Origin of the sequence: Alkalihalobacterium elongatum (genome assembly GCF_019024285.1) — a bacterium.
GTDB lineage: Bacteria > Bacillota > Bacilli > Bacillales > Bacillaceae_F > Alkalihalobacterium > Alkalihalobacterium elongatum.
In genome coordinates, this window is the sequence record NZ_WMKZ01000027.1 from 17,105 (window position 1) to 38,281 (window position 21,177).

General features: G+C 39.9%; 30 protein-coding genes. All 30 read right to left on the bottom strand.

The genetic code is table 11. From position 1 onward, the window contains the following. Positions 1 to 15 precede the first annotated feature (15 nt). The gene (map, locus tag GKP30_RS19085) at positions 16 to 762 is read right to left on the bottom strand and encodes a type I methionyl aminopeptidase (protein WP_216831069.1); all 747 of its coding nucleotides are present in this window, start codon (positions 760 to 762) and stop codon (positions 16 to 18) included. Further along, positions 759 to 1,412: an adenylate kinase gene (locus GKP30_RS19090; protein WP_216831070.1), complete on the bottom strand. Its 654-nt coding sequence runs from the start codon at positions 1,410 to 1,412 to the stop codon at positions 759 to 761. The genes map and GKP30_RS19090 overlap by 4 nt, the downstream gene beginning before the upstream one ends. A 69-nt stretch (positions 1,413 to 1,481) precedes the next feature. Beyond that, positions 1,482 to 2,774, bottom strand: coding sequence for a preprotein translocase subunit SecY (gene secY, locus GKP30_RS19095; RefSeq protein ID WP_216831071.1), 1,293 nt, complete (start codon positions 2,772 to 2,774; stop codon positions 1,482 to 1,484). Beyond that, a complete protein-coding gene (rplO, locus tag GKP30_RS19100; RefSeq protein ID WP_216831072.1) occupies positions 2,774 to 3,214 on the bottom strand; it encodes a 50S ribosomal protein L15 in 441 nt (146 codons plus the stop codon). The genes secY and rplO overlap by 1 nt, the downstream gene beginning before the upstream one ends. Before the next feature lie 29 nt (positions 3,215 to 3,243). Beyond that, positions 3,244 to 3,432, bottom strand: a complete 189-nt coding sequence (gene rpmD, locus GKP30_RS19105) for a 50S ribosomal protein L30 (protein WP_216831073.1) — start codon at positions 3,430 to 3,432, stop codon at positions 3,244 to 3,246. A 13-nt stretch (positions 3,433 to 3,445) separates the two neighbouring features. Continuing rightward, positions 3,446 to 3,943 (bottom strand): 30S ribosomal protein S5, encoded by a 498-nt coding sequence (gene rpsE, locus GKP30_RS19110; protein WP_075388578.1) that lies wholly within the window; start codon positions 3,941 to 3,943, stop codon positions 3,446 to 3,448. Positions 3,944 to 3,964: 21 nt separating this feature from the next. Beyond that, positions 3,965 to 4,327 (bottom strand): 50S ribosomal protein L18, encoded by a 363-nt coding sequence (gene rplR / locus GKP30_RS19115; RefSeq protein ID WP_216831074.1) that lies wholly within the window; start codon positions 4,325 to 4,327, stop codon positions 3,965 to 3,967. 30 nt (positions 4,328 to 4,357) lie between these two features. Next, entirely contained in the window at positions 4,358 to 4,894 is a 537-nt protein-coding gene (gene rplF / locus GKP30_RS19120; protein WP_216831075.1) for a 50S ribosomal protein L6, read from the bottom strand. Between the two features lie 30 nt (positions 4,895 to 4,924). After that, complete coding sequence (rpsH, locus tag GKP30_RS19125) at positions 4,925 to 5,323, bottom strand: 30S ribosomal protein S8 (RefSeq protein WP_209125326.1); 399 nt, start codon at positions 5,321 to 5,323, stop codon at positions 4,925 to 4,927. 28 nt (positions 5,324 to 5,351) lie between these two features. Continuing rightward, complete coding sequence (locus tag GKP30_RS19130) at positions 5,352 to 5,537, bottom strand: type Z 30S ribosomal protein S14 (protein WP_216831076.1); 186 nt, start codon at positions 5,535 to 5,537, stop codon at positions 5,352 to 5,354. A 29-nt stretch (positions 5,538 to 5,566) separates the two neighbouring features. After that, positions 5,567 to 6,106 carry a 50S ribosomal protein L5 gene (rplE, locus tag GKP30_RS19135; RefSeq protein ID WP_216831077.1) on the bottom strand — a complete coding sequence of 180 codons (540 nt, stop codon included), beginning with the start codon at positions 6,104 to 6,106 and terminating at the stop codon, positions 5,567 to 5,569. A 25-nt stretch (positions 6,107 to 6,131) separates the two neighbouring features. Next, positions 6,132 to 6,443, bottom strand: a complete 312-nt coding sequence (gene rplX, locus GKP30_RS19140; RefSeq protein WP_216831078.1) for a 50S ribosomal protein L24 — start codon at positions 6,441 to 6,443, stop codon at positions 6,132 to 6,134. Between the two features lie 38 nt (positions 6,444 to 6,481). After that, positions 6,482 to 6,850, bottom strand: a complete 369-nt coding sequence (gene rplN / locus GKP30_RS19145; RefSeq protein ID WP_209125324.1) for a 50S ribosomal protein L14 — start codon at positions 6,848 to 6,850, stop codon at positions 6,482 to 6,484. Between the two features lie 35 nt (positions 6,851 to 6,885). Beyond that, the gene (rpsQ, locus tag GKP30_RS19150) at positions 6,886 to 7,146 is read right to left on the bottom strand and encodes a 30S ribosomal protein S17 (protein WP_209125323.1); all 261 of its coding nucleotides are present in this window, start codon (positions 7,144 to 7,146) and stop codon (positions 6,886 to 6,888) included. A 21-nt stretch (positions 7,147 to 7,167) separates the two neighbouring features. Beyond that, positions 7,168 to 7,371: a 50S ribosomal protein L29 gene (gene rpmC, locus GKP30_RS19155; RefSeq protein ID WP_209125354.1), complete on the bottom strand. Its 204-nt coding sequence runs from the start codon at positions 7,369 to 7,371 to the stop codon at positions 7,168 to 7,170. Then, on the bottom strand, positions 7,361 to 7,795 hold the full coding sequence (rplP, locus tag GKP30_RS19160) for a 50S ribosomal protein L16 (RefSeq protein WP_017729591.1): 435 nt from the start codon (positions 7,793 to 7,795) through the stop codon (positions 7,361 to 7,363). The genes rpmC and rplP overlap by 11 nt, the downstream gene beginning before the upstream one ends. Before the next feature lie 2 nt (positions 7,796 to 7,797). After that, positions 7,798 to 8,457 (bottom strand): 30S ribosomal protein S3, encoded by a 660-nt coding sequence (rpsC, locus tag GKP30_RS19165; protein ID WP_216831079.1) that lies wholly within the window; start codon positions 8,455 to 8,457, stop codon positions 7,798 to 7,800. A gap of 2 nt (positions 8,458 to 8,459) precedes the next feature. Further along, on the bottom strand, positions 8,460 to 8,804 hold the full coding sequence (rplV, locus tag GKP30_RS19170; protein WP_075388590.1) for a 50S ribosomal protein L22: 345 nt from the start codon (positions 8,802 to 8,804) through the stop codon (positions 8,460 to 8,462). Positions 8,805 to 8,826: 22 nt separating this feature from the next. Continuing rightward, positions 8,827 to 9,105: a 30S ribosomal protein S19 gene (gene rpsS / locus GKP30_RS19175; RefSeq protein ID WP_216831080.1), complete on the bottom strand. Its 279-nt coding sequence runs from the start codon at positions 9,103 to 9,105 to the stop codon at positions 8,827 to 8,829. Between the two features lie 57 nt (positions 9,106 to 9,162). Continuing rightward, on the bottom strand, positions 9,163 to 9,993 hold the full coding sequence (gene rplB, locus GKP30_RS19180; protein WP_216831081.1) for a 50S ribosomal protein L2: 831 nt from the start codon (positions 9,991 to 9,993) through the stop codon (positions 9,163 to 9,165). Positions 9,994 to 10,020: 27 nt separating this feature from the next. Continuing rightward, entirely contained in the window at positions 10,021 to 10,311 is a 291-nt protein-coding gene (gene rplW / locus GKP30_RS19185) for a 50S ribosomal protein L23 (RefSeq protein ID WP_216831082.1), read from the bottom strand. After that, entirely contained in the window at positions 10,311 to 10,934 is a 624-nt protein-coding gene (gene rplD, locus GKP30_RS19190) for a 50S ribosomal protein L4 (RefSeq protein WP_216831083.1), read from the bottom strand. Before rplD ends, rplW begins: the two co-directional genes overlap by 1 nt. Before the next feature lie 25 nt (positions 10,935 to 10,959). After that, positions 10,960 to 11,589, bottom strand: coding sequence for a 50S ribosomal protein L3 (gene rplC, locus GKP30_RS19195; RefSeq protein WP_216831084.1), 630 nt, complete (start codon positions 11,587 to 11,589; stop codon positions 10,960 to 10,962). Between the two features lie 106 nt (positions 11,590 to 11,695). Then, positions 11,696 to 12,004, bottom strand: coding sequence for a 30S ribosomal protein S10 (gene rpsJ, locus GKP30_RS19200; RefSeq protein ID WP_026673495.1), 309 nt, complete (start codon positions 12,002 to 12,004; stop codon positions 11,696 to 11,698). A gap of 674 nt (positions 12,005 to 12,678) precedes the next feature. Then, positions 12,679 to 13,866, bottom strand: a complete 1,188-nt coding sequence (tuf, locus tag GKP30_RS19205; RefSeq protein WP_216831085.1) for an elongation factor Tu — start codon at positions 13,864 to 13,866, stop codon at positions 12,679 to 12,681. Positions 13,867 to 13,986: 120 nt separating this feature from the next. Next, positions 13,987 to 16,065 (bottom strand): elongation factor G, encoded by a 2,079-nt coding sequence (gene fusA, locus GKP30_RS19210; protein ID WP_216831086.1) that lies wholly within the window; start codon positions 16,063 to 16,065, stop codon positions 13,987 to 13,989. A gap of 53 nt (positions 16,066 to 16,118) precedes the next feature. Next, positions 16,119 to 16,589, bottom strand: coding sequence for a 30S ribosomal protein S7 (rpsG, locus tag GKP30_RS19215; RefSeq protein WP_216831087.1), 471 nt, complete (start codon positions 16,587 to 16,589; stop codon positions 16,119 to 16,121). 38 nt (positions 16,590 to 16,627) lie between these two features. Then, entirely contained in the window at positions 16,628 to 17,050 is a 423-nt protein-coding gene (rpsL, locus tag GKP30_RS19220; RefSeq protein WP_216831088.1) for a 30S ribosomal protein S12, read from the bottom strand. Between the two features lie 113 nt (positions 17,051 to 17,163). Continuing rightward, positions 17,164 to 17,412 carry a 50S ribosomal protein L7ae-like protein gene (locus tag GKP30_RS19225; RefSeq protein ID WP_216831089.1) on the bottom strand — a complete coding sequence of 83 codons (249 nt, stop codon included), beginning with the start codon at positions 17,410 to 17,412 and terminating at the stop codon, positions 17,164 to 17,166. Between the two features lie 88 nt (positions 17,413 to 17,500). Further along, positions 17,501 to 21,124, bottom strand: a complete 3,624-nt coding sequence (gene rpoC, locus GKP30_RS19230; protein ID WP_216831090.1) for a DNA-directed RNA polymerase subunit beta' — start codon at positions 21,122 to 21,124, stop codon at positions 17,501 to 17,503. Positions 21,125 to 21,177 lie beyond the last annotated feature (53 nt).

Genomic DNA, 21,177 nt, shown 5'->3' on the forward strand with positions numbered 1-21,177 from the left:
CCATCACCTTCATAATTACACTTTAGTCAATATTTCATACCCAGTTTCTGTGATAGCAATCGTATGCTCAAAATGTGCACAGTTCTTCTTATCGGTAGTTACCACAGTCCAATTATCCGCTAGTGTTCGTACGTAACGAGTACCAGCGTTGACCATTGGCTCAATTGCAAGGACCATACCAGGTTTTAGACGAGGGCCTTTCCCTGGAGGACCATAGTGTGGAATTTGCGGATCCTCGTGAAGGTTTTGACCAACACCATGACCAACATATTCTCTTACTACTGAATATCCATGTGCTTCAACATAAGTTTGTATCGCATGGGATATATTCGAAAGTCTTTCTCCTGGTTTAGCTTCCTCTAACCCTTTGTATAAAGATGTTTCAGTGACATCCATTAACTTTTGATCACTTTCAGCAATTTCACCGACAGCATATGTCCATGCAGAATCGCCATGATATCCATTGTATTGAGCACCTATATCAATACTAATAATATCTCCAGCCTTGAGAACACGTTTCCCTGGTATACCATGAACCAACTCTTCATTTACTGAAGCACAGATACTACCTGTAAACCCATTGTAGCCTTTAAAGGATGGTACCGCATCATAGGAACGAATCAATTTCTCGGCAATGTTATCTAATTCCTTGGTAGTAATACCAGGTTGGATATGCTTTTTCAGCTCCTGATGTGTGAGGGCAACGATCTTACCCGCCTCGCGCATAATGGCGATCTCACGTTCAGTCTTACAAATAATCATGCATTTATTCCTTTCAGAAGTTGGTCAATGTTTACAAACACTTGCCCAATCTCTTGTAACCCGTCGATATCACGAAGTACTCCTTTTTCTTGATAGAAATCAAGAAGTGGTTTACTTTGTTTAATATTAACTTCAAGGCGTTTCTTTACTGTTTCTGGTTTATCATCATCTCTTTGAATCAATTGGCTACCATCAACGTCACAGATTCCTTCAACCTTTGGAGGATTGAATATAACATGATATGTTCTCCCTGATGTCGGTGAAACTCTTCTTCCCGTAAGTCTATCCATAAGCACGTTTTCTGGAACGTCAATATTAATAACAAAATCAATTTTCTTTTCTAAAGATGTCAGCATACCATCTAATGCTTCTGCTTGAGCAACAGTACGCGGAAACCCATCTAATAGAAATCCTTTTTCACAATCTGCTTGGCTTAAACGTTCACGAACGATACCGATTGTTACTTCATCAGGTACTAATTCACCTGCATCCATAAAAGACTTTGCTTTCATACCTAGTTCAGTTTCGTTCTTAATCGCAGCACGGAACATATCTCCTGTGGAGATATGCGGAATTCCATAGTTCTCAACAATTCTTTCTGCTTGAGTACCTTTACCAGCACCCGGAAGCCCCATTAATATTAAATTCATTTTCTTCCCCTCCATTACCGAATTGATAACTATAACACTAAGGGAAACCTATTTTCCCTTAGTTTCTAGTTACTTTATGAATCCTTTGTAATGACGTTTAATTAACTGACTCTCGATTTGTTTCATCGTATCTAATGCTACACCAACGACAATTAATAATCCAGTTCCGCCAATTTGAATCGCAGGAGGTAATCCCATAAACGCTGTAAAGAACACTGGAATAATTGAGACAACAGCTAAGAACAGTGCTCCAACTAGTGTCAGTCGATACAGGATACGAGTAATATATTCCTGTGTCGTCCTACCTGGGCGTATACCAGGGATATAACCGCCTTGTTTTTTTAGATTTTCCGCTAATTGCTCTGGATTAACCTGTATAAACGTATAGAAATAAGTAAATCCAATAATGAGCAATGCATATAGTACCATGCCGTACGGGTTATTTATATCAAAAATTGTAGTTACCCAGCGAGCTATCGTGTTTTCTCCACCAAAGAAACCAGCAATCGTCGGTGGAAACATAAATAGTGATAAAGCAAAAATTACAGGAATAACCCCAGCTGCATTTACCTTTAACGGTAGATGAGTTGATTGTCCTCCAACAGGACTTCTTCCAACAAGACGCTTAGCATATTGAACTGGAATTTTACGCAATGCCTGTTGAACATAGATCACTCCTACAACTACAGCAAGGACAGCTAGAAGTAGAAGTAATACTGTAACGATGCTTAAAAACAGTTGCTCACCAGCTTCCTGAATTTGTAAAGCATAGATTTGGTTAACTGCATTTGGGATACCAGCCGCTATACCAGCAAAGATGATAATGGAAATACCGTTTCCAACACCTTTAGCAGTAATTTGTTCACCAAGCCACATTAAAAATGCCGTTCCAGCCGTAAGTACGAGTGCAATAAATAGATAGGTAGGAACAGTTGGGTTAGGGATTAATCCTGGGAATATCGTATTAAATCCGATTGACATTCCTAGTGCTTGTATAAAACCTAACACAATTGTTCCATATCGAGTGACTTGAGCCAATTTCCGACGACCTGCTTCACCCTGTTTTGCCCATTCTGCAAACTTAGGCACTACATCCATTTGAAGTAATTGAACAACGATGGATGCGGTGATATACGGCATAATTCCCATTGCAAAAATCGAAAAGTTACCTAATGCTCCACCACCAAATGTATTTAAAAACCCGAACGCATTCGCTTGATCATAGAAATTTAATACATCTTTGTTCGAACCAGGTACAGGAATAAATGTACCAATTCGAAATACAATAAGCATTAATAGAGTAAAGATAACCTTTCGTCTTAAGTCACCTACGCGCATAATGTTGGAGATCGTCCGGAACATTAAATCACCTCAGTTTTTCCGCCAGCAGCTTCGATCGCTTCTACAGCTGTAGCAGAAAACTTATTGGCTTTCACTGTAAGTTGCTTCTCAAGCTTGCCGTTACCAAGGATCTTAATACCATCCTTAACGTTCTTAACTACACCAGTTTCGATTAATAACTCAGGTGTAACTTCAGTTCCTGCATCAAAACGGTTTAATGTCTCAAGATTTACAATTGTAAACTCTTTGCGAGTTGGGTTTGTAAATCCACGTTTTGGTAAACGACGGAAAATAGGATTTTGTCCACCTTCAAATCCTGGACGAACACCACCACCTGAACGTGCGTTTTGTCCTTTATGTCCACGACCAGCTGTTTTTCCGTTACCACTTCCGATACCACGTCCGACGCGGTTACGTACTTTACGAGAACCTTCTGCAGGCTTCAACTCATGAAGTTTCATGTTGCCACCTCCTCTTAAGTAAGTTTCAATTACGCATCGATTTCTTTAACTGTTACTAAGTGTGATACTTTGTTAACCATACCACGAATAGCAGCGTTATCTTGTTGTACTACAGTTTGGTGCATCTTGCGTAAGCCTAAAGTTTTTACAGTAATACGTTGGTCCTCAGGACGACCGATAATGCTTCTAGTGAGGGTAATCTCTAACTTTTTAGCCACGTCTTTTCCCTCCTTATCCTAGCAGTTCTTCTACTGATTTACCACGTAATTTAGCAACCTCTTCAGCGCGCTTAAGTTCTTTAAGACCTTCAATAGTTGCACGAACCATATTAATAGGATTATTTGATCCTAATGATTTTGATAAAATATCGCCTACACCAGCAAGCTCAAGTACTGCACGTACAGGTCCACCAGCGATAACTCCAGTACCCTCTGATGCTGGTTTCAATAATACTCGTCCTGCACCGAAGTGACCTAAGATCTCATGTGGAATTGTTGTACCAACAACTGGTACTTCAATTAAGTTCTTCTTTGCATCTTCAATTGCTTTACGAATTGCTTCAGGAACTTCTTGAGCTTTACCCATTCCAAAGCCGACATGTCCGTTTTTATCACCAACAACTACTAATGCAGCAAAGCGGAAACGACGTCCACCTTTTACTACTTTAGCTACACGGTTAACGGCAACAACTTTTTCTTCAAGCTCCAACGTATTTGCATCGATACGCATTTAGTTTCCCTCCTTTTTACATTAAAATTGTAATCCAGCTTCACGAGCTGCATCAGCTAATACTTGAACACGTCCGTGATATAAGTAACCACCACGGTCAAATACGATAGTAGTGTGCCCTTTTTCAACAGCACGTTTAGCTACAAGTTCTCCAACAGCTTTAGCTGCTTCTTTATTTCCACCGTTCTCTAAGTTAAGTTCTTTATCTAAACTTGACGCAGAAGCTAATGTTACGCCGTTCACATCATCAATTAGCTGTGCGTAAATGTGTTTAGAAGAACGGAAAACATTTAAACGTGGACGTTCAGGAGTACCTGTGATCGTGCGACGAACGTGAGCATGTCTTTTCTTACGCGACAAATTTTTGTCAGGCTTCGTAATCATTGAACGTCATTCCTTTCCGTTAACTATTTATTATTTACCAGTTTTACCTTCTTTACGACGTACATATTCACCTTCATAACGGATTCCTTTTCCTTTATAAGGCTCAGGTAAACGTACAGAACGAATGTTAGCTGCGATAGCACCAACACGCTCTTTATCGATACCTTTTACAAGTACTTTTGTATTTGAAGGAACTTCGATTTCGATACCTTGCTCAGGCTCGATTTCTACTGGGTGAGAGTAACCAACATTTAATACTAATTTTGAACCAGATTTTGTTGCACGGTAACCTACCCCGATTAACTCTAATCCTTTTTCGTATCCTTTTGTTACACCTTCAACCATGTTACTGATGATACTACGAGTTGTTCCGTGTAAAGAGCGGTGTTCCTTGTTATCACTTGGACGTTCGATAACGATTTGGTTCTCCTCTACTTTTACATCCATTTCTGGGTGTACATTACGGCTAAGTTCACCTTTAGGGCCTTTAACCGTAATTACGTTGTTGTTAAGAGTAACTGTTACTCCACTTGGAACTTCAATTGGTTTCTTACCAATACGTGACATATCTTACACCTCCAATCTTACCTTTAATGATTACCAAACGTAAGCTAGTACTTCTCCGCCTACTTGTTGTTGACGTGCATCTTTATCCGTCATAATACCTTTAGATGTTGAAACGATAGCAATACCTAATCCGCCTAAAACACGGGGTACTTCCGTAGCTTTTGCGTATACACGAAGACCAGGCTTACTAATACGTTTTAATCCAGTAATTACTCGCTCGTTGTTTGCACCGTATTTTAAGAAGATACGAATCACACCTTGTTTGTTATCTTCGATATATTCAAAGTCACGGATGAAACCTTCACGCTTTAAGATTTCAGCGATTTGTTTTTTGATATTAGAAGCAGGTACTTCTAATTTCTCGTGACGAACTACGTTCGCATTACGGATGCGAGTTAGCAAATCTGCAACAGGATCTGTCATGACCATCTATATTACCTCCTTCCCATTTAAGGGTTTACCAGCTAGCTTTTTTAACGCCAGGAATTTGACCTTTATAAGCAAGTTCTCTAAAGCAAATACGGCATAATTTAAACTTTCTCATTACAGAGTGCGGACGTCCGCAACGCTCGCAGCGAGTATATTCTTGTACTTTATACTTCTGCTCGCGTTTCTGTTTTGCGATCATTGATTTCTTCGCCAAAGTTTTTCCTCCTCTTCGGCTTTAGCCGATTATTTTTGGAATGGCATGCCCATTTGTGTTAATAACTCACGAGCTTCTTCATCCGTGTTTGCAGTCGTTACAATAACGATATCCATACCACGTACTTTATCAACTTTATCATACTCAATTTCAGGGAAGATTAATTGCTCTTTCACACCTAGTGTATAGTTTCCACGACCGTCGAAAGCTTTTTTAGAAACTCCACGGAAGTCACGTACACGTGGTAATGAAACTGAAATTAATTTATCTAAGAATTCGTACATGCGCTCACCGCGTAGTGTTACCTTCGCACCGATTGGCATGCCCTCACGTAACTTAAATCCTGCGATTGATTTCTTTGCTTTTGTGATTAATGGCTTTTGACCAGCAATTTGAGTTAACTCTTCAACTGCCTTGTCTAAAGCTTTAGGGTTAGCAACAGCGTCACCAACACCCATGTTAATGACGATTTTTTCTACTTTAGGTACACCCATAACTGATGGGTAGTTAAATTTCTCAACTAAAGAAGATACGATCTCACTGTTATACTTCTCTTTTAAACGAGTCATACGATTGACCTCCTTTCAACACTGACTACTTATCTAGTGCTTCGCCAGATTTTTTCGCAATACGTACTTTTTTACCATCTTCTACTTTATAGCCAATACGTGTTGGCTCGCCCGTTTTAGGGTCAATAATCATTACGTTAGAAACATGGATTGCAGCCTCTTTGCTTACAATTCCACCCTGTGGGTTATCTTGAGAAGGTTTAGCATGTTTTTTAACAATGTTAACACCTTCAACAAGTACACGGTCTTTCTTAGGGTATGCTTCTAAAATAACGCCTTGTTTACCTTTATCTTTACCAGAGATCACTTTTACTGTGTCGCCTTTTTTAACGTGCATGTAATCATCGCACCTCCTTATAAAAGGGATGATGTATATTATAGTACTTCCGGAGCTAAAGAAACGATTTTCATAAATTGCTTTTCACGAAGCTCACGTGCAACTGGTCCGAAGATACGAGTTCCACGAGGACCTTTGTCATCACGTACAATTACCGCTGCGTTTTCATCAAATTTAATGTAAGATCCGTCTGTACGACGTACGCCGCTCTTAGAGCGAACGATTACCGCCTTAACAACGTCACCTTTCTTGACAACGCCGCCTGGTGTTGCTTGTTTTACAGAACAAACGATAATGTCACCGACGTTTGCAGTTTTACGGCCAGAACCACCTAAAACTTTAATACATAGAACTTCACGAGCTCCAGAGTTGTCAGCAACTTTTAAACGACTCTCCTGTTGAATCATACGATCTTACCTCCCTTCAGGTTAAAAAGAATGAGTTAGATAATAACTGCTTCTTCTACTACTTCTACTAAACGGAAGCGTTTGTCTTTAGATAATGGACGAGTTTCCATAATCTTAACAATATCGCCAACTTTAGCTGTGTTTTCTTCATCATGGGCCTTGAACTTTTTAGAGTACTTTACGCGCTTTCCGTATAAACGATCTTTCTTGTATGTCTCAACAAGAACAGTAATTGTTTTATCCATCTTATCTGAAACTACGCGTCCGATGTACACTTTGCGTTGGTTGCGTTCCATTTAAGCAAACCTCCTCTCAAATTAGCCGTTGTTAATCCCAAGTTCTCTCTCACGCAAAACAGTCTTTGCACGAGCGATCGCCTTACGAACTTCACGAATGCGGGTTGGATTATCCAACTGGCCAGTCGCTAATTGAAAGCGAAGGTTGAATAATTCTTCTTTAAGTGACTTCGTTTTTTGTTCAATTTCAGATGTCGTTAGGTTACGAAGATCATTAGCTTTCATTTGCGTCACCACCCACTTCTTCGCGTTTTACAAATTTACATTTAACAGGTAACTTATGAGAAGCTAAACGTAATGCTTCACGTGCTACCTCTTCAGAAACTCCAGAAATCTCAAACATAATCTTCCCTGGTTTAACTACTGCTACCCATCCTTCAGGAGCACCTTTACCAGAACCCATTCGAACCTCTAAAGGTTTTGCAGTGTATGGTTTAGAAGGGAAAATTTTAATCCAAACTTTACCGCCACGTTTCATGTAACGTGTCATAGCAATACGCGCAGCTTCGATTTGACGGTTAGTAATCCATGAAGCTTCTAGCGCTTGTAAACCATATTCACCAAAATGAACTTCCGTTCCGCCTTTTGCACGACCACGCATCTTACCACGGTGTTCACGACGGTATTTTACACGTTTTGGCAATAACATAATTATTTGCCCCCTTCCTCTTTTTTCGTTCCTTTCGTTGGAAGGACTTCACCACGATAAATCCAGATCTTAACTCCTAATTTACCGTAAGTTGTATCTGCTTCTGCAGTTCCATAATCGATGTCTGCACGAAGAGTGTGAAGTGGAACAGTACCTTCGCTATAGTGTTCACCACGAGCGATATCTGCGCCGCCTAGACGACCTGACACTTGTGTTTTAATTCCTTTTGCACCTGCACGCATAGTACGTTGTAGTGCTTGCTTCATTGCACGACGGAAAGAAATACGATTCTCTAATTGACGAGCAATGTTTTCAGCTACTAATTTAGCATCTAAATCAGCATTTTTAATTTCAAAGATATTAATATGAACTCTTTTACCAGTTAGTTCATTTAAAGCTTTACGAAGTGCTTCTACTTCAGATCCACCTTTACCGATAACCATACCAGGCTTAGCCGTATGAACAGTTACATTTACACGGTTAGCAGCACGTTCGATTTCGATCTTAGATACAGAAGCATCTTTTAAACGTTTTTCGATATACTCACGAATTTTAATATCTTCGTGTAGTAAGTCTGCATAGTCCTTTTCAGCGTACCATCTTGACTCCCAGTCACGGATGACACCGACACGAAGTCCTACCGGATTGACTTTTTGACCCACGCTTATCCCTCCTTCTTTTCTGAAACAACGATTGTAATGTGACTTGTGCGCTTGTTAATTCGGCTAGCACGTCCCATAGCACGTGGACGGAAGCGTTTCAATGTTACGCCCTCATCTACGAATACTTCTTTAATGAATAAGTTATTTGGTTCCATTTCATAATTGTGTTCTGCGTTTGCGATTGCAGAATTTAAAAGCTTTTCTACAATTGGAGAAGCAGCTTTTGGTGTATGGCGTAGGATAGCGATTGCTTCACCGACTTGCTTACCTCGGATTAAGTCCACAACTAGACGAACTTTTCGAGGAGCCACACGAACTTGTTTAGCTACAGCTTTAGCTTGTTGCATTGTCAAGGACCTCCCCTCTTAATTAACGTCTTGTTTTCTTATCATCAGCAGCATGACCTTTGTACGAACGTGTAGGTGCGAATTCACCTAGTTTGTGTCCGACCATGTCTTCTGAAACATATACTGGAACATGTTTACGACCATCGTAAACTGCAATTGTATGCCCGATAAACTCAGGGAAAATAGTTGAACGACGAGACCAAGTTTTGATAACCTTTTTCTCATTGTTTTCGTTCATAACTTCGACCTTCTTCATTAAATGATCATCGACGAAAGGTCCCTTTTTTAAACTACGGCCCATGAATAAACCTCCCTTCGTGATTGATCCACGGTTCTAATGAACCGTGAAACAACCCCGTTATTTTTTGCGACGACGTACAATGTACTTATCTGAACTCTTGTTTTTCTTACGTGTTTTGTAACCAAGTGTTGGTTTACCCCATGGAGACATTGGTGATTTACGTCCGATTGGAGCACGACCTTCACCACCACCGTGTGGGTGATCGTTAGGGTTCATAACAGATCCACGTACAGTTGGGCGTTTACCTAACCAACGAGAGCGACCTGCTTTACCAATGTTAACTAGTTCATGCTCATCGTTTCCTACAGAACCGATTGTTGCACGACAAGTAGATAGGATATAACGTGTTTCACCTGATTTTAAACGAACTAATACGTAGTCTCCTTCTTTACCAAGAAGTTGAGCTTCTGCTCCAGCAGAACGTACTAATTGTGCACCTTTACCAGGCTTTAATTCGATATTGTGAATTACAGAACCGACAGGGATATTAATTAGAGGAAGTGCGTTCCCTACTTTAATATCTGCATTTGCACCAGACTCAATTGTCATTCCAACTTTTAAACCTTTTGGTGCGATAATATAACGCTTCTCACCATCAGCATAATTGATTAATGCGATATTAGCTGTACGGTTTGGATCGTACTCGATTGTAGCAACGCGGCCTGGAATACCATCTTTGTTGCGTTTGAAGTCGATAATACGATACTTACGTTTGTGTCCGCCACCTTGATGACGTACAGTTAGTTTACCTTGGTTGTTACGACCACCTTTATTGTGTAAAGGCGCTAATAGTGACTTTTCTGGTTTGTCAGTAGTGATTTCAGAAAAATCTAGGACTGACATTCCACGACGACCAGCACTGGTCGGTTTATACTTTTTAATCGCCATCTTGATTTCCCTCCTTCTCTGTTAAACTTATACACCTTCAAAGAATTCTAATTCTTTGCTATCTGGTGTTAATGTAACGATTGCTTTTTTGCGTTTTGCAGTATAACCTGCGTGACGACCGAAACGCTTGAATTTACCTTTGTAGTTCATTGTAGCTACCTTTTGAACTTTTACACCAAAGATTTCTTCAATAGCACTTTTAATTTCAGTTTTGTTCGCGCGAGTGTCTACTTCAAACGTGTATTTCTTTTCAGACATTAAATCAGTTGAACGTTCTGTAATTACGGGGCGCTTGATGATATCACGTGCGTTTGACATTACGCTAGCACCTCCTCTACCTTTTCAACTGCACCTTTAGTAATGATTAGCTTATCGTGCTTAAGAACATCAAGTACATTTACTCCTTCAGCAGAAACAAATGTTACACCTGGAATGTTACGAGCAGATAATGCTACAGCATCATTGTAGTCAGCAGTTACAATTAATGCTTTACGATCTACTGATAAGTTAGATAAGATCGAAACCATTTCTTTTGTTTTTGGTGCGTTTAATGCTAATTCTTCTAAAACAACAATCTCAGCAGCTTTAACCTTACTAGAAAGAGCTGACTTGATTGCTAAACGGCGTACTTTTTTAGGTAATTTATAACCGTAATCACGTGGTGTTGGACCGAATACTACTCCTCCACCTACCCATTGTGGTGAACGGATTGACCCTTGACGAGCGCGTCCAGTTCCCTTTTGGCGCCATGGCTTTCTACCGCCGCCGCGTACTTCAGAACGTCCTTTTGTCTTATGAGTACCTTGACGTAAAGATGCTTGTTGCATGACTACTGCGTCATGTAGAACATGCTCATTTGGTTCGATACCAAATACTGCATCAGATAATTCAATATCCCCAACTTGAGAGCCGGATTGATTAAATAATGCTACTTTAGGCATGATGTGTCCTCCTTTCCATTAAACGTTAGTCGTTTTTAACCGCACTTTTAACAGTTACGTAGCTCTTTTTAGCTCCTGGTACATTACCTTTAACTAATAGAAGATTACGATCTGTATCAACTTTAACGATTTCTAAATTTTGCACTGTAATTTGCTCTCCACCCATACGTCCAGGTAAAGCTTTACCTTTAAATACTCGGTTAGGAGCTACAGGACCCATTGAACCAGGGCGACGGTGGTAACGAGAACCGTGAGACATAGGTCCACGAGATTGGTTGTGGCGCTTAATTGCACCTTGGAAACCTTTCCCTTTTGAAGTTCCTGTTACGTCTACTACGTCACCTACGTTAAATGTATCTGCCTTGACTTCTTGACCAACTTCAAACGTAGCAAGATCTACGTTGCGAATTTCTTTCACGAAGCGCTTAGGTGCTGTGTTTGCTTTTTCAGCGTGTCCTTTTTCAGGCTTAATCACACGGTTAGCTTTTTGATCATCAAAACCTAATTGAATAGCTTCATATCCATCGTTTTCTACAGTTTTCTTTTGAAGAACAACGTTCGGAGTAACTTCAATTACAGTTACAGGAATTACATCACCGTTTTCTGCAAACACTTGAGTCATACCGATTTTCTTCCCTAAGATTCCTTTGGTCATTAGTCACACCTCCTGTGTTTTCACTTTATATATTTTTTTGCCATTATTTTATAGTTAAAATTACGAAAAGTATTAATGAACCTCTCAAACTTTACATATGTTAATATTAAAGTTTGATTTCGATATCAACGCCTGATGGCAGGTCTAATCTCATTAATGCATCAACAGTTTGTGGTGTTGGGTTAACAATATCGATTAAACGCTTATGCGTGCGCATTTCGAATTGCTCACGAGAATCTTTATACTTGTGTACCGCACGAAGAATTGTGTAAACACTCTTTTCAGTTGGAAGCGGGATTGGTCCAGATACATTAGCACCAGAACGCTTCGCTGTGTCAACAATTTTTTCTGCTGATTGATCAAGGATTCTATGATCGTAAGCTTTAAGACGGATGCGAATTTTTTGTTTTGCCATTTAAGCCCCTCCTTTATCGTCCATTTTAATAAACAGACATACTCCGCGAAAATTTCCTCACACCCTGCCATGGCAATGGGGCCGGGTGTGTCAGCAACCTTTCGCATCATCGCTGTCACAGACCAACATTCAATATTATATATAATTGAAAAGTAAAATGCAAGAACATTTTTCTGTTGATCACACTTTTACTATTATATATATTAATTGCTATAAATTCAAGTCATGTATTTAACTATATAGCTTCCATTATTATCAAACACTTAATATTTATACTTACACAAATAAATACCGTTCATTTTGCACTTTAAACAAATAGTATGCATTATTATTGGATAATGTAATTTAACTTTTCCAAAACCTTTTTATCCACTGGAACAACCTTTTGATAACTGATATTACTCCAACTCGTATACTCCGTTCTTCTTCCTCAACGACGCTTCCTATAGAAATTGTAATAAAAAGAAAAACAACTAGACCTTTCGGAATAAATGATAAATGATATATATATATGCCTCTGACTCATTAAACTACTTTTAAAAAATTTGTTTTAAGTGATCACTTTCAATTATGTTAATTGCTACTTTCACCATTTCGGGAATTATATCTAGAGTTTGCACCATGCCAACAAAAAAGAAGTTCCTTGATATCAAGGAACTTCTTATGATTTATGATTACTCTTGGATTGAAGCTACAACGCCAGCTCCAACTGTACGTCCACCTTCACGGATTGAGAACTTTGTTCCTTCTTCAATCGCGATTGGTGCAATTAGTTCAACAGTCATTTCGATGTTGTCACCAGGCATAACCATTTCTACACCTTCAGGAAGGTTACAAATACCAGTTACGTCAGTTGTACGGAAGTAGAACTGCGGACGGTAGTTTGTGAAGAATGGAGTATGACGTCCACCCTCTTCTTTAGAAAGTACATAAACTTCTGCTTTGAACTTAGTGTGTGGAGTGATTGTACCAGGCTTAGCAAGTACTTGACCACGTTGGATATCATCACGAGATACACCACGAAGAAGTGCACCAATGTTGTCACCAGCTTCAGCATAGTCAAGAAGCTTACGGAACATTTCAACTCCAGTTACTGTAGTTTTGCTTGGCTCTTCAGCAAGTCCGATGATTTCGATTTCTTCACCAACTTTAACTTGTCCACGCTCAACACGTCCTGTAGCAACTGTACCACGACCAGTGATTGAGAATACGTCCTCAACTGGCATCATGAATGGCTTTTCGTTGTCACGCTCTGGAGTTGGGATGTAAGAATCTACAGCGTCCATAAGCTCATAGATTTTTGCTTCCCAAGCTTCGTCTCCTTCAAGAGCTTTAAGAGCAGAACCTTGGATAACTGGTACATCATCACCAGGGAAGTCATACTCGTTAAGAAGGTCACGAACTTCCATTTCTACTAATTCAAGTAGCTCTTCGTCGTCAACCATGTCGCATTTGTTTAAGAATACAACGATGTAAGGAACACCTACTTGACGAGAAAGTAAGATGTGCTCACGAGTTTGTGGCATTGGGCCATCAGCAGCAGATACTACTAAGATAGCTCCGTCCATTTGTGCCGCACCAGTGATCATGTTTTTAACGTAGTCAGCATGTCCTGGGCAGTCAACGTGTGCATAGTGACGTGTATCAGTTTCATACTCAACGTGTGCAGTTGAGATTGTGATTCCACGCTCACGCTCTTCTGGAGCTCCATCGATTTGATCATATGCACGAGCCTCTGCTCCACCTTTTTTAGCTAAAGCAGTTGTAATAGCAGCTGTTAATGTAGTTTTACCATGGTCAACGTGTCCGATTGTACCAATGTTAGCATGTGTTTTCGAACGGTCAAATTTAGCTTTTCCCATTTTACTTTTCCTCCCTTAAATACGTTTCAATTATTATGGATAAGAAAGGCGAAATACCCATATATTATCACCTTTCTTAGCTTACAATAAACTCATTAGAGAAACAATAATTACTGAATATTATTGTCCAGTTTGTTTCTTAATGATTTCTTCAGAAATGCTCTTTGGTACTTCTTCATAGTGATCAAAGTGCATTGTATAGTTACCTCTACCTTGTGTACGTGAACGTAGAGATGTTGCATAACCAAACATTTCAGCAAGTGGAACCATAGCACGAACAACTTGTGCATTACCACGAGCTTCCATACCTTCCACGCGTCCACGACGAGATGTTACGTCACCCATAATGTCTCCCATATACTCTTCAGGGACAACAACTTCAACTTTCATCATTGGCTCTAAAAGTACCGGAGCACAATGAGATTTCGCGTTCTTTAATGCCATTGAACCAGCAATCTTAAACGCCATCTCATTAGAGTCAACATCATGGTATGAACCATCAAAGATAGTTGCTTTTAAGTCTAATAGTGGGAACCCTGCAAGCATTCCGTTTTGCAACGATTCTTCGATACCATTTTGTACTGCTGGAATGTATTCACGTGGAACTACACCACCAACAATCTTGTTTTCGAATTGGAATCCTGCACCCTCTTCAAGTGGTTCGAATTCAATCCAAACGTGACCATATTGTCCACGTCCACCAGACTGACGTACGAACTTACCTTCAACTTTAGCCGCTTTGCGGATTGTTTCACGGTAAGATACTTGAGGAGCACCAACATTTGCTTCAACTTTGAATTCACGACGCATACGATCTACGATGATGTCTAGGTGAAGCTCACCCATACCAGCGATAATCGTTTGGCCAGTTTCTTCATTAGTATGTGTTCTAAATGTTGGATCTTCTTCAGCAAGTTTCGCTAAAGCCATACCCATTTTATCTTGGTCAGACTTAGATTTAGGTTCAACAGATAGTGAGATAACTGGCTCTGGGAACTCCATAGATTCTAAGATAACTTGATTCTTTTCATCACAAAGAGTATCACCAGTTGTTGTATCTTTTAAACCTACAGCAGCAGCGATATCTCCTGCATAAACAGTTGCAATCTCTTCACGACTGTTCGCATGCATTTGTAGGATACGTCCGATACGCTCACGTTTTCCTTTAGTTGAGTTAACAACATAAGAACCAGAGTTAATTGTACCTGAGTACACACGGAAGAAAGTTAACTTACCAACATAAGGGTCAGTCATAACTTTGAAAGCTAATGCTGCGAATGGACCTTCGTCACTAGACTCACGAGTTGTTTCTTCTTCTGTATCAGGTAAAGTACCTTTGATAGCTGGTACATCAAGTGGTGATGGAAGATAGTCTAGAACAGCGTCTAGTACTAACTGAACACCTTTGTTCTTGAATGCTGAGCCACAAAGTACTGGGAAGAATTCTACGTTACAAACACCTTTACGGATTGCAGCTTTGATTTCTTCCTTCGTTAACTCTTCGCCTTCTAAGTACTTCATCATTAATTCTTCATCTAATTCAGCAGCAGCTTCAACTAGTTGCTCGTGTAATTCCTGAGCCTTCTCTTTATACTCTTCTGGAATTTCTTTCGCATCCGTACGAGTACCAAGATCATCCTCATAGAAGTAAGCAACCATGTCGATTAAATCGATAATTCCATGAAACTCATCTTCTGCACCAATTGGTAATTGGATAGGAGAAGCTTTTGCACCTAGGCGGTCATGGATAGTTCCTACTGAATATAAGAAGTCGGCACCTGTTTTGTCCATTTTGTTAACAAAAACAATACGAGGTACGCCGTATGTCGTTGCTTGTCTCCAAACAGTTTCCGTTTGTGGTTCAACACCTGATTGAGCATCTAGTACTGCTACAGCTCCGTCTAATACACGTAAAGAACGTTCTACTTCTACTGTAAAGTCTACGTGACCTGGAGTATCAATAATGTTTACACGGTGACCTTTCCATTGAGCAGTTGTTGCAGCAGATGTGATAGTGATACCACGCTCTTGCTCCTGCTCCATCCAGTCCATCTGTGATGCACCTTCATGAGTTTCACCAATTTTATGAATACGTCCAGTGTAGAATAAGATACGTTCCGTTGTTGTAGTTTTACCGGCATCAATGTGAGCCATGATGCCGATATTACGTGTATTCTTTAAGGAGAACTCTCTTGCCATAATGTATTTCTCCTTTCATTCTTCGAATGATTTTTAGAATAGTTTTTTTGATCTTACCAACGATAGTGAGCGAACGCTTTGTTAGCTTCAGCCATCTTATGAGTGTCTTCACGTTTCTTAACTGATGCACCAGTGTTGTTTGCTGCATCAAGGATTTCGTTAGCTAAACGCTCTTCCATCGTTTTTTCTCCACGAAGACGAGCATAGTTTACTAACCAACGAAGTCCTAACGTAGTACGACGCTCTGGTTTAACTTCGATAGGTACTTGGTAGTTAGCTCCACCTACACGGCGTGCTTTAACTTCAAGAACTGGCATGATATTTTTTAACGCTTGATCGAAAACTTCCATAGGGTCATTTCCGCTACGCTCTTTTACTAATTCAAAAGCGTTATAAAGGATGCTTTCAGCAACACCTTTCTTACCGTCAACCATGATACGGTTGATAAGGCGAGTTACTAATTTTGAATTATAAAGAGGATCTGGTAAAACATCTCTCTTTGCTACTGGTCCTTTACGAGGCATTATTTCCCCTCCTTTCGTCTTGTAAACCTATAGTTTTATTATTTCTTAGCTTCTTTAGGGCGTTTAGTTCCATACTTAGAACGACCTTGCATACGGTTTTGTACTCCTGCTGTGTCAAGAGCACCACGTACGATGTGATAACGTACCCCTGGTAAGTCTTTTACACGTCCACCACGAATAAGAACAACACTGTGCTCTTGTAAGTTGTGTCCGATACCTGGGATATAAGCAGTAACCTCGATACCGTTCGTTAAACGTACACGAGCATATTTACGAAGAGCCGAGTTTGGCTTCTTCGGTGTCATTGTCCCTACACGAGTACAAACACCACGTTTTTGCGGTGAAGACTGGTTAGTTTGAGCTTTAATAAAGCTGTTATAACCTTTGTTTAATGCAGGTGAGTCTGACTTCTTAACTTTCGCTTGACGTCCTTTACGGATAAGCTGATTAATAGTAGGCATCTTTTTTCCTCCTTTCGTAAAGAAATTGTTAAGACCACTGATCCTGGTGGTTCATTCTAGAACAAAAGTAAAGTTTTTGCCAAGCGATCGACATCACGTTGGCAAAAACGTTATTACTTTGTCAGTGTTACAGTGGCAGCTCCAACATCAATTCCACAAACTTTTCCAAGTTTCTTCATGGAATCAACTACTGTTATCGGTACGCCTTTTTTCTGTGCTAGCAATTGTACTTTAGTAACTACTCTAGCCTCAGCGTCATTGGCTATGATGACCTCTATTGCGTTCCCTTGTTCGAGAGCTTTGATAGTTTGTTTAGTACCTATGACAACATTTTCTGCCTGTGTCACTTTTTCATAAGACATCTCTTTTAATCCTCCAAAGCTACAGGTTTCTCAGGCACACTACGATATAATATCACTCTCAAATTACGATGTCAACCAGATTTATAATTTATTCTTGAGTTGCAACTTCTTCCATTGGTTCTAGGTGGTCTATTTCTTCTTGTTTATCGTGTTCAGAAATGATTTTAAGGTTGCGATAACGCGTCATACCAGTTCCTGCTGGTACTAGTTTACCAATAATTACATTTTCCTTAAGACCTAATAACTCATCTCTCTTACCTTTGATTGCTGCATCGGTTAATACTCTTGTTGTCTCTTGGAATGATGCTGCTGATAGGAACGATTCTGTTTCTAATGATGCTTTGGTAATACCTAGTAACACAGGGCGTCCAGTTGCAGGTCGCTCTCCTTCAAGAAGTACTTTTTCGTTTTCATCATTAAATTGGTGAATATCAATTAGAGCTCCTGGTAGAACAGCCGTTTCACCGTTATCTACAACTCTAATTTTTCTTAACATCTGACGAACCATTACTTCTACGTGTTTATCACCAATTTCTACCCCTTGCATACGGTAAACCTTTTGCACTTCACGAAGCAAGTATTCTTGAACACCCTTTACACCTTTTACGTGTAAAAGCTCCTTAGGGTCAATTGAACCTTCTGTGATACTTTGTCCTGGAACTAATTGATCTCCTTCTACAACCTTAATTCTTGCACCATAAGGAATTGCGTAATTTCTAGTTTCCATTTCACCCTGAACAACAACTTCTCGTTTATCTGAAGCATCATTGACAGAAACAACCGTTCCTTCAATTTCAGAAATAACCGCTTGACCTTTAGGGTTACGAGCTTCAAACAATTCCTGGATACGCGGAAGACCTTGAGTGATATCGTCCCCTGCTACCCCACCTGTATGGAAGGTACGCATCGTAAGCTGTGTTCCTGGCTCACCAATTGATTGCGCAGCAATGATACCGACTGCTTCGCCGACTTCAACATCGCTACCCGTTGCCAAGTTACGTCCGTAACATTTTTTACAAACTCCATGTCGAGTATCACATGTAAATACAGAACGGATTATAACATTTTCAACACCTGAATCAACAATGGCTTTCGCGATATCTTCATCAATTAACTCATTTTTATTGATAAGAACTCCACCAGTTTCAGGGTTACGTATAGATTGGAACGAGAAACGCCCTACAAGGCGATCATATAAGTTCTCAATAACTTCTGTTCCTTCTTTGATTGCACCAACAACAAGACCACGGTCTGTTCCACAATCATCTTCACGTACAATAACATCTTGTGCAACATCAACTAAACGTCGGGTTAGATAACCTGAGTCAGCTGTTTTTAATGCTGTATCGGCAAGACCTTTACGAGCACCATGTGTAGAGATGAAGTACTCTAAAACCGTTAAACCTTCACGGAAACTTGATTTAATCGGTAACTCGATGATACGACCTGACGGGTTAGCCATTAGCCCACGCATACCTGCTAACTGTGTGAAGTTAGATGCGTTACCACGGGCACCAGAGTCACTCATCATGAAGATTGGGTTAAGCTTATCTAAAGATTTCATTAGTTTTTCTTGAATGACATCTTTCGCTTCACTCCAAATTGAGATAACTCGATCGTATCTTTCTTCTTCTGTAATTAAACCACGACGGAATTGCTTAATTACACGGTCTACCTTTTCTTCAGCTTTTGCTAAGATTTCTTTCTTCTCAGCTAATACAACGATATCAGCTACACCAACTGTAATACCTGCCTTGGTTGAATATCTAAAACCTAGATCTTTCATTCGGTCAAGCATTTTTGATGTTTCTGTAATCTTAAACTGCTTAAATACTTGAGCAATGATATTCCCTAAGAAACCTTTCTTAAAAGGTGCTACAATGTCACGCTCTGCAAATACTTCTTTTACATTTGTTGTCATTGGAGCCATATACTTTTCTGGTAAAGCTTCTTCGAGATTTTTCGCAGTTGGTTCATTTACATATGGGAACGACTCTGGAAGAATTTCATTAAAGATAATTTTCCCAACTGTCGTTAGCAGCAACATACTATATTGCTCTTCTGAGAACGTCGTTTTATTTAATGACGCAACTGGAATTGCAATACGACTGTGTAAATGTACGTAACCGTTTTGGTAAGCAATTAATGCTTCATTAGGGTCTTTAAAGATTGAACCTTCACCCTTTGCTCCCTCACGCTCTAATGTAAGGTAGTAGTTTCCTAAAACCATATCTTGGGAAGGAGTAACTACTGGTTTACCATCCTTAGGGTTAAGAATGTTTTGTGCTGCTAACATCAGTAGTCTAGCTTCAGCTTGAGCCTCAGCTGATAACGGCACGTGAACAGCCATTTGGTCTCCATCAAAGTCCGCATTATAAGCCGTACAAACTAGTGGATGTAGTTTAATCGCACGACCTTCAACAAGAGTAGGTTCAAACGCCTGAATACCTAGTCTATGAAGTGTAGGCGCACGGTTTAATAGAACTGGATGCTCTCTAATAACCTCTTCTAGAACATCCCATACCTCTGGTTGAATACGCTCTACCTTACGTTTTGCACTCTTTATGTTATGCGCTAAGCCTTTACTAACTAATTCTTTCATAACAAATGGCTTAAATAACTCTAGAGCCATTTCTTTAGGAAGTCCACACTGGTACATCTTTAAGTTTGGACCTACAACGATAACGGAACGTCCTGAATAATCAACACGTTTTCCTAATAGATTTTGACGAAAACGTCCTTGCTTCCCTTTTAACATATGTGAAAGTGATTTCAAAGGACGGTTACCTGGTCCTGTAACAGGACGACCTCTACGGCCATTATCAATTAGTGCATCAACAGCTTCTTGTAGCATACGTTTTTCATTTTGTACAATGATATTCGGTGCACCAAGATCTAAAAGACGCTTTAAACGATTATTACGGTTAATTACACGACGATAAAGATCATTTAAGTCTGATGTCGCAAAACGTCCACCATCTAATTGAACCATCGGGCGTAATTCTGGCGGGATAACAGGAAGTACATCAAGGATCATCCATGATGGCTCATTACCTGAATGCCTGAACGCCTCAAGAACCTCAAGACGTTTAATTGCTCTCGTTCTACGTTGACCTTGAGCAGTAGCAAGCTCTTCTTTAAGAGCGTCTACTTCTTTATCTAAGTCAATATCAGCAAGAAGCTTCTTAATTGCTTCTGCTCCCATTTGAGCAGTGAATGAACGTCCATATTTATCACGATATGTACGATATTCTTTTTCTGAAAGAAGCTGTTTCTTCTCTAATGGAGTATCTCCTGGTTCTGTAACAACATAAGAAGCAAAATAAATAACTTCTTCTAGAGATCGTGGAGACATGTCAAGGACAAGCCCCATTCGACTAGGAATCCCTTTAAAATACCAAATATGAGATACAGGTGCCGCTAGTTCAATATGGCCCATTCTCTCACGGCGAACTTTCGCACGAGTAACTTCAACACCACAACGGTCACAAACAACACCTTTGTAGCGTACACGTTTATATTTACCACAATGACATTCCCAGTCTTTTGTTGGACCGAAAATTCTTTCACAAAATAGGCCGTCTTTTTCAGGTTTGAGTGTACGATAATTAATTGTTTCAGGTTTTTTAACTTCCCCACGAGACCAAGAACGGATCTTATTTGGCGAAGCGAGACCAATCTTCATAAACTCAAAGTTATTTACATCTATCAAGGGGCCAACCTCCCTTTCCATCTTAAGGTTTTTAAGGTTGATATGGTGAGAAC

Bases quoted from the DNA above. Each gene is read 5' to 3' on its own strand.
- map (WP_216831069.1), bottom strand. From the start codon at position 762: ATGATTATTTGTAAGACTGAACGTGAGATCGCCATTATGCGCGAGGCG.
- GKP30_RS19090 (WP_216831070.1), bottom strand. From the start codon at position 1,412: ATGAATTTAATATTAATGGGGCTTCCGGGTGCTGGTAAAGGTACTCAA.
- secY (WP_216831071.1), bottom strand. From the start codon at position 2,774: ATGTTCCGGACGATCTCCAACATTATGCGCGTAGGTGACTTAAGACGA.
- rplO (WP_216831072.1), bottom strand. From the start codon at position 3,214: ATGAAACTTCATGAGTTGAAGCCTGCAGAAGGTTCTCGTAAAGTACGT.
- rpsE (WP_075388578.1), bottom strand. From the start codon at position 3,943: ATGCGTATCGATGCAAATACGTTGGAGCTTGAAGAAAAAGTTGTTGCC.
- rplR (WP_216831074.1), bottom strand. From the start codon at position 4,327: ATGATTACGAAGCCTGACAAAAATTTGTCGCGTAAGAAAAGACATGCT.
- rplF (WP_216831075.1), bottom strand. From the start codon at position 4,894: ATGTCACGTATTGGTAAGAAACCAATTGAAGTTCCAAGTGGAGTAACA.
- rpsH (WP_209125326.1), bottom strand. From the start codon at position 5,323: ATGGTCATGACAGATCCTGTTGCAGATTTGCTAACTCGCATCCGTAAT.
- rplE (WP_216831077.1), bottom strand. From the start codon at position 6,106: ATGACTCGTTTAAAAGAGAAGTATAACAGTGAGATCGTATCTTCTTTA.
- rplX (WP_216831078.1), bottom strand. From the start codon at position 6,443: ATGCACGTTAAAAAAGGCGACACAGTAAAAGTGATCTCTGGTAAAGAT.
- rplN (WP_209125324.1), bottom strand. From the start codon at position 6,850: ATGATTCAACAGGAGAGTCGTTTAAAAGTTGCTGACAACTCTGGAGCT.
- rpsQ (WP_209125323.1), bottom strand. From the start codon at position 7,146: ATGGAACGCAACCAACGCAAAGTGTACATCGGACGCGTAGTTTCAGAT.
- rpmC (WP_209125354.1), bottom strand. From the start codon at position 7,371: ATGAAAGCTAATGATCTTCGTAACCTAACGACATCTGAAATTGAACAA.
- rplP (WP_017729591.1), bottom strand. From the start codon at position 7,795: ATGTTATTGCCAAAACGTGTAAAATACCGTCGTGAACACCGTGGTAAG.
- rplV (WP_075388590.1), bottom strand. From the start codon at position 8,804: ATGCAACAAGCTAAAGCTGTAGCTAAACAAGTTCGTGTGGCTCCTCGA.
- rpsS (WP_216831080.1), bottom strand. From the start codon at position 9,105: ATGGGCCGTAGTTTAAAAAAGGGACCTTTCGTCGATGATCATTTAATG.
- rplB (WP_216831081.1), bottom strand. From the start codon at position 9,993: ATGGCGATTAAAAAGTATAAACCGACCAGTGCTGGTCGTCGTGGAATG.
- rplW (WP_216831082.1), bottom strand. From the start codon at position 10,311: ATGTCAAACGCACGTGATATCATCAAGCGCCCCGTAATTACAGAACGT.
- rplD (WP_216831083.1), bottom strand. From the start codon at position 10,934: ATGCCTAAAGTAGCATTATTTAATCAATCCGGCTCTCAAGTTGGGGAT.
- rplC (WP_216831084.1), bottom strand. From the start codon at position 11,589: ATGACCAAAGGAATCTTAGGGAAGAAAATCGGTATGACTCAAGTGTTT.
- rpsJ (WP_026673495.1), bottom strand. From the start codon at position 12,004: ATGGCAAAACAAAAAATTCGCATCCGTCTTAAAGCTTACGATCATAGA.
- tuf (WP_216831085.1), bottom strand. From the start codon at position 13,866: ATGGGAAAAGCTAAATTTGACCGTTCGAAAACACATGCTAACATTGGT.
- fusA (WP_216831086.1), bottom strand. From the start codon at position 16,065: ATGGCAAGAGAGTTCTCCTTAAAGAATACACGTAATATCGGCATCATG.
- rpsG (WP_216831087.1), bottom strand. From the start codon at position 16,589: ATGCCTCGTAAAGGACCAGTAGCAAAGAGAGATGTTTTACCAGATCCT.
- rpsL (WP_216831088.1), bottom strand. From the start codon at position 17,050: ATGCCTACTATTAATCAGCTTATCCGTAAAGGACGTCAAGCGAAAGTT.
- GKP30_RS19225 (WP_216831089.1), bottom strand. From the start codon at position 17,412: ATGTCTTATGAAAAAGTGACACAGGCAGAAAATGTTGTCATAGGTACT.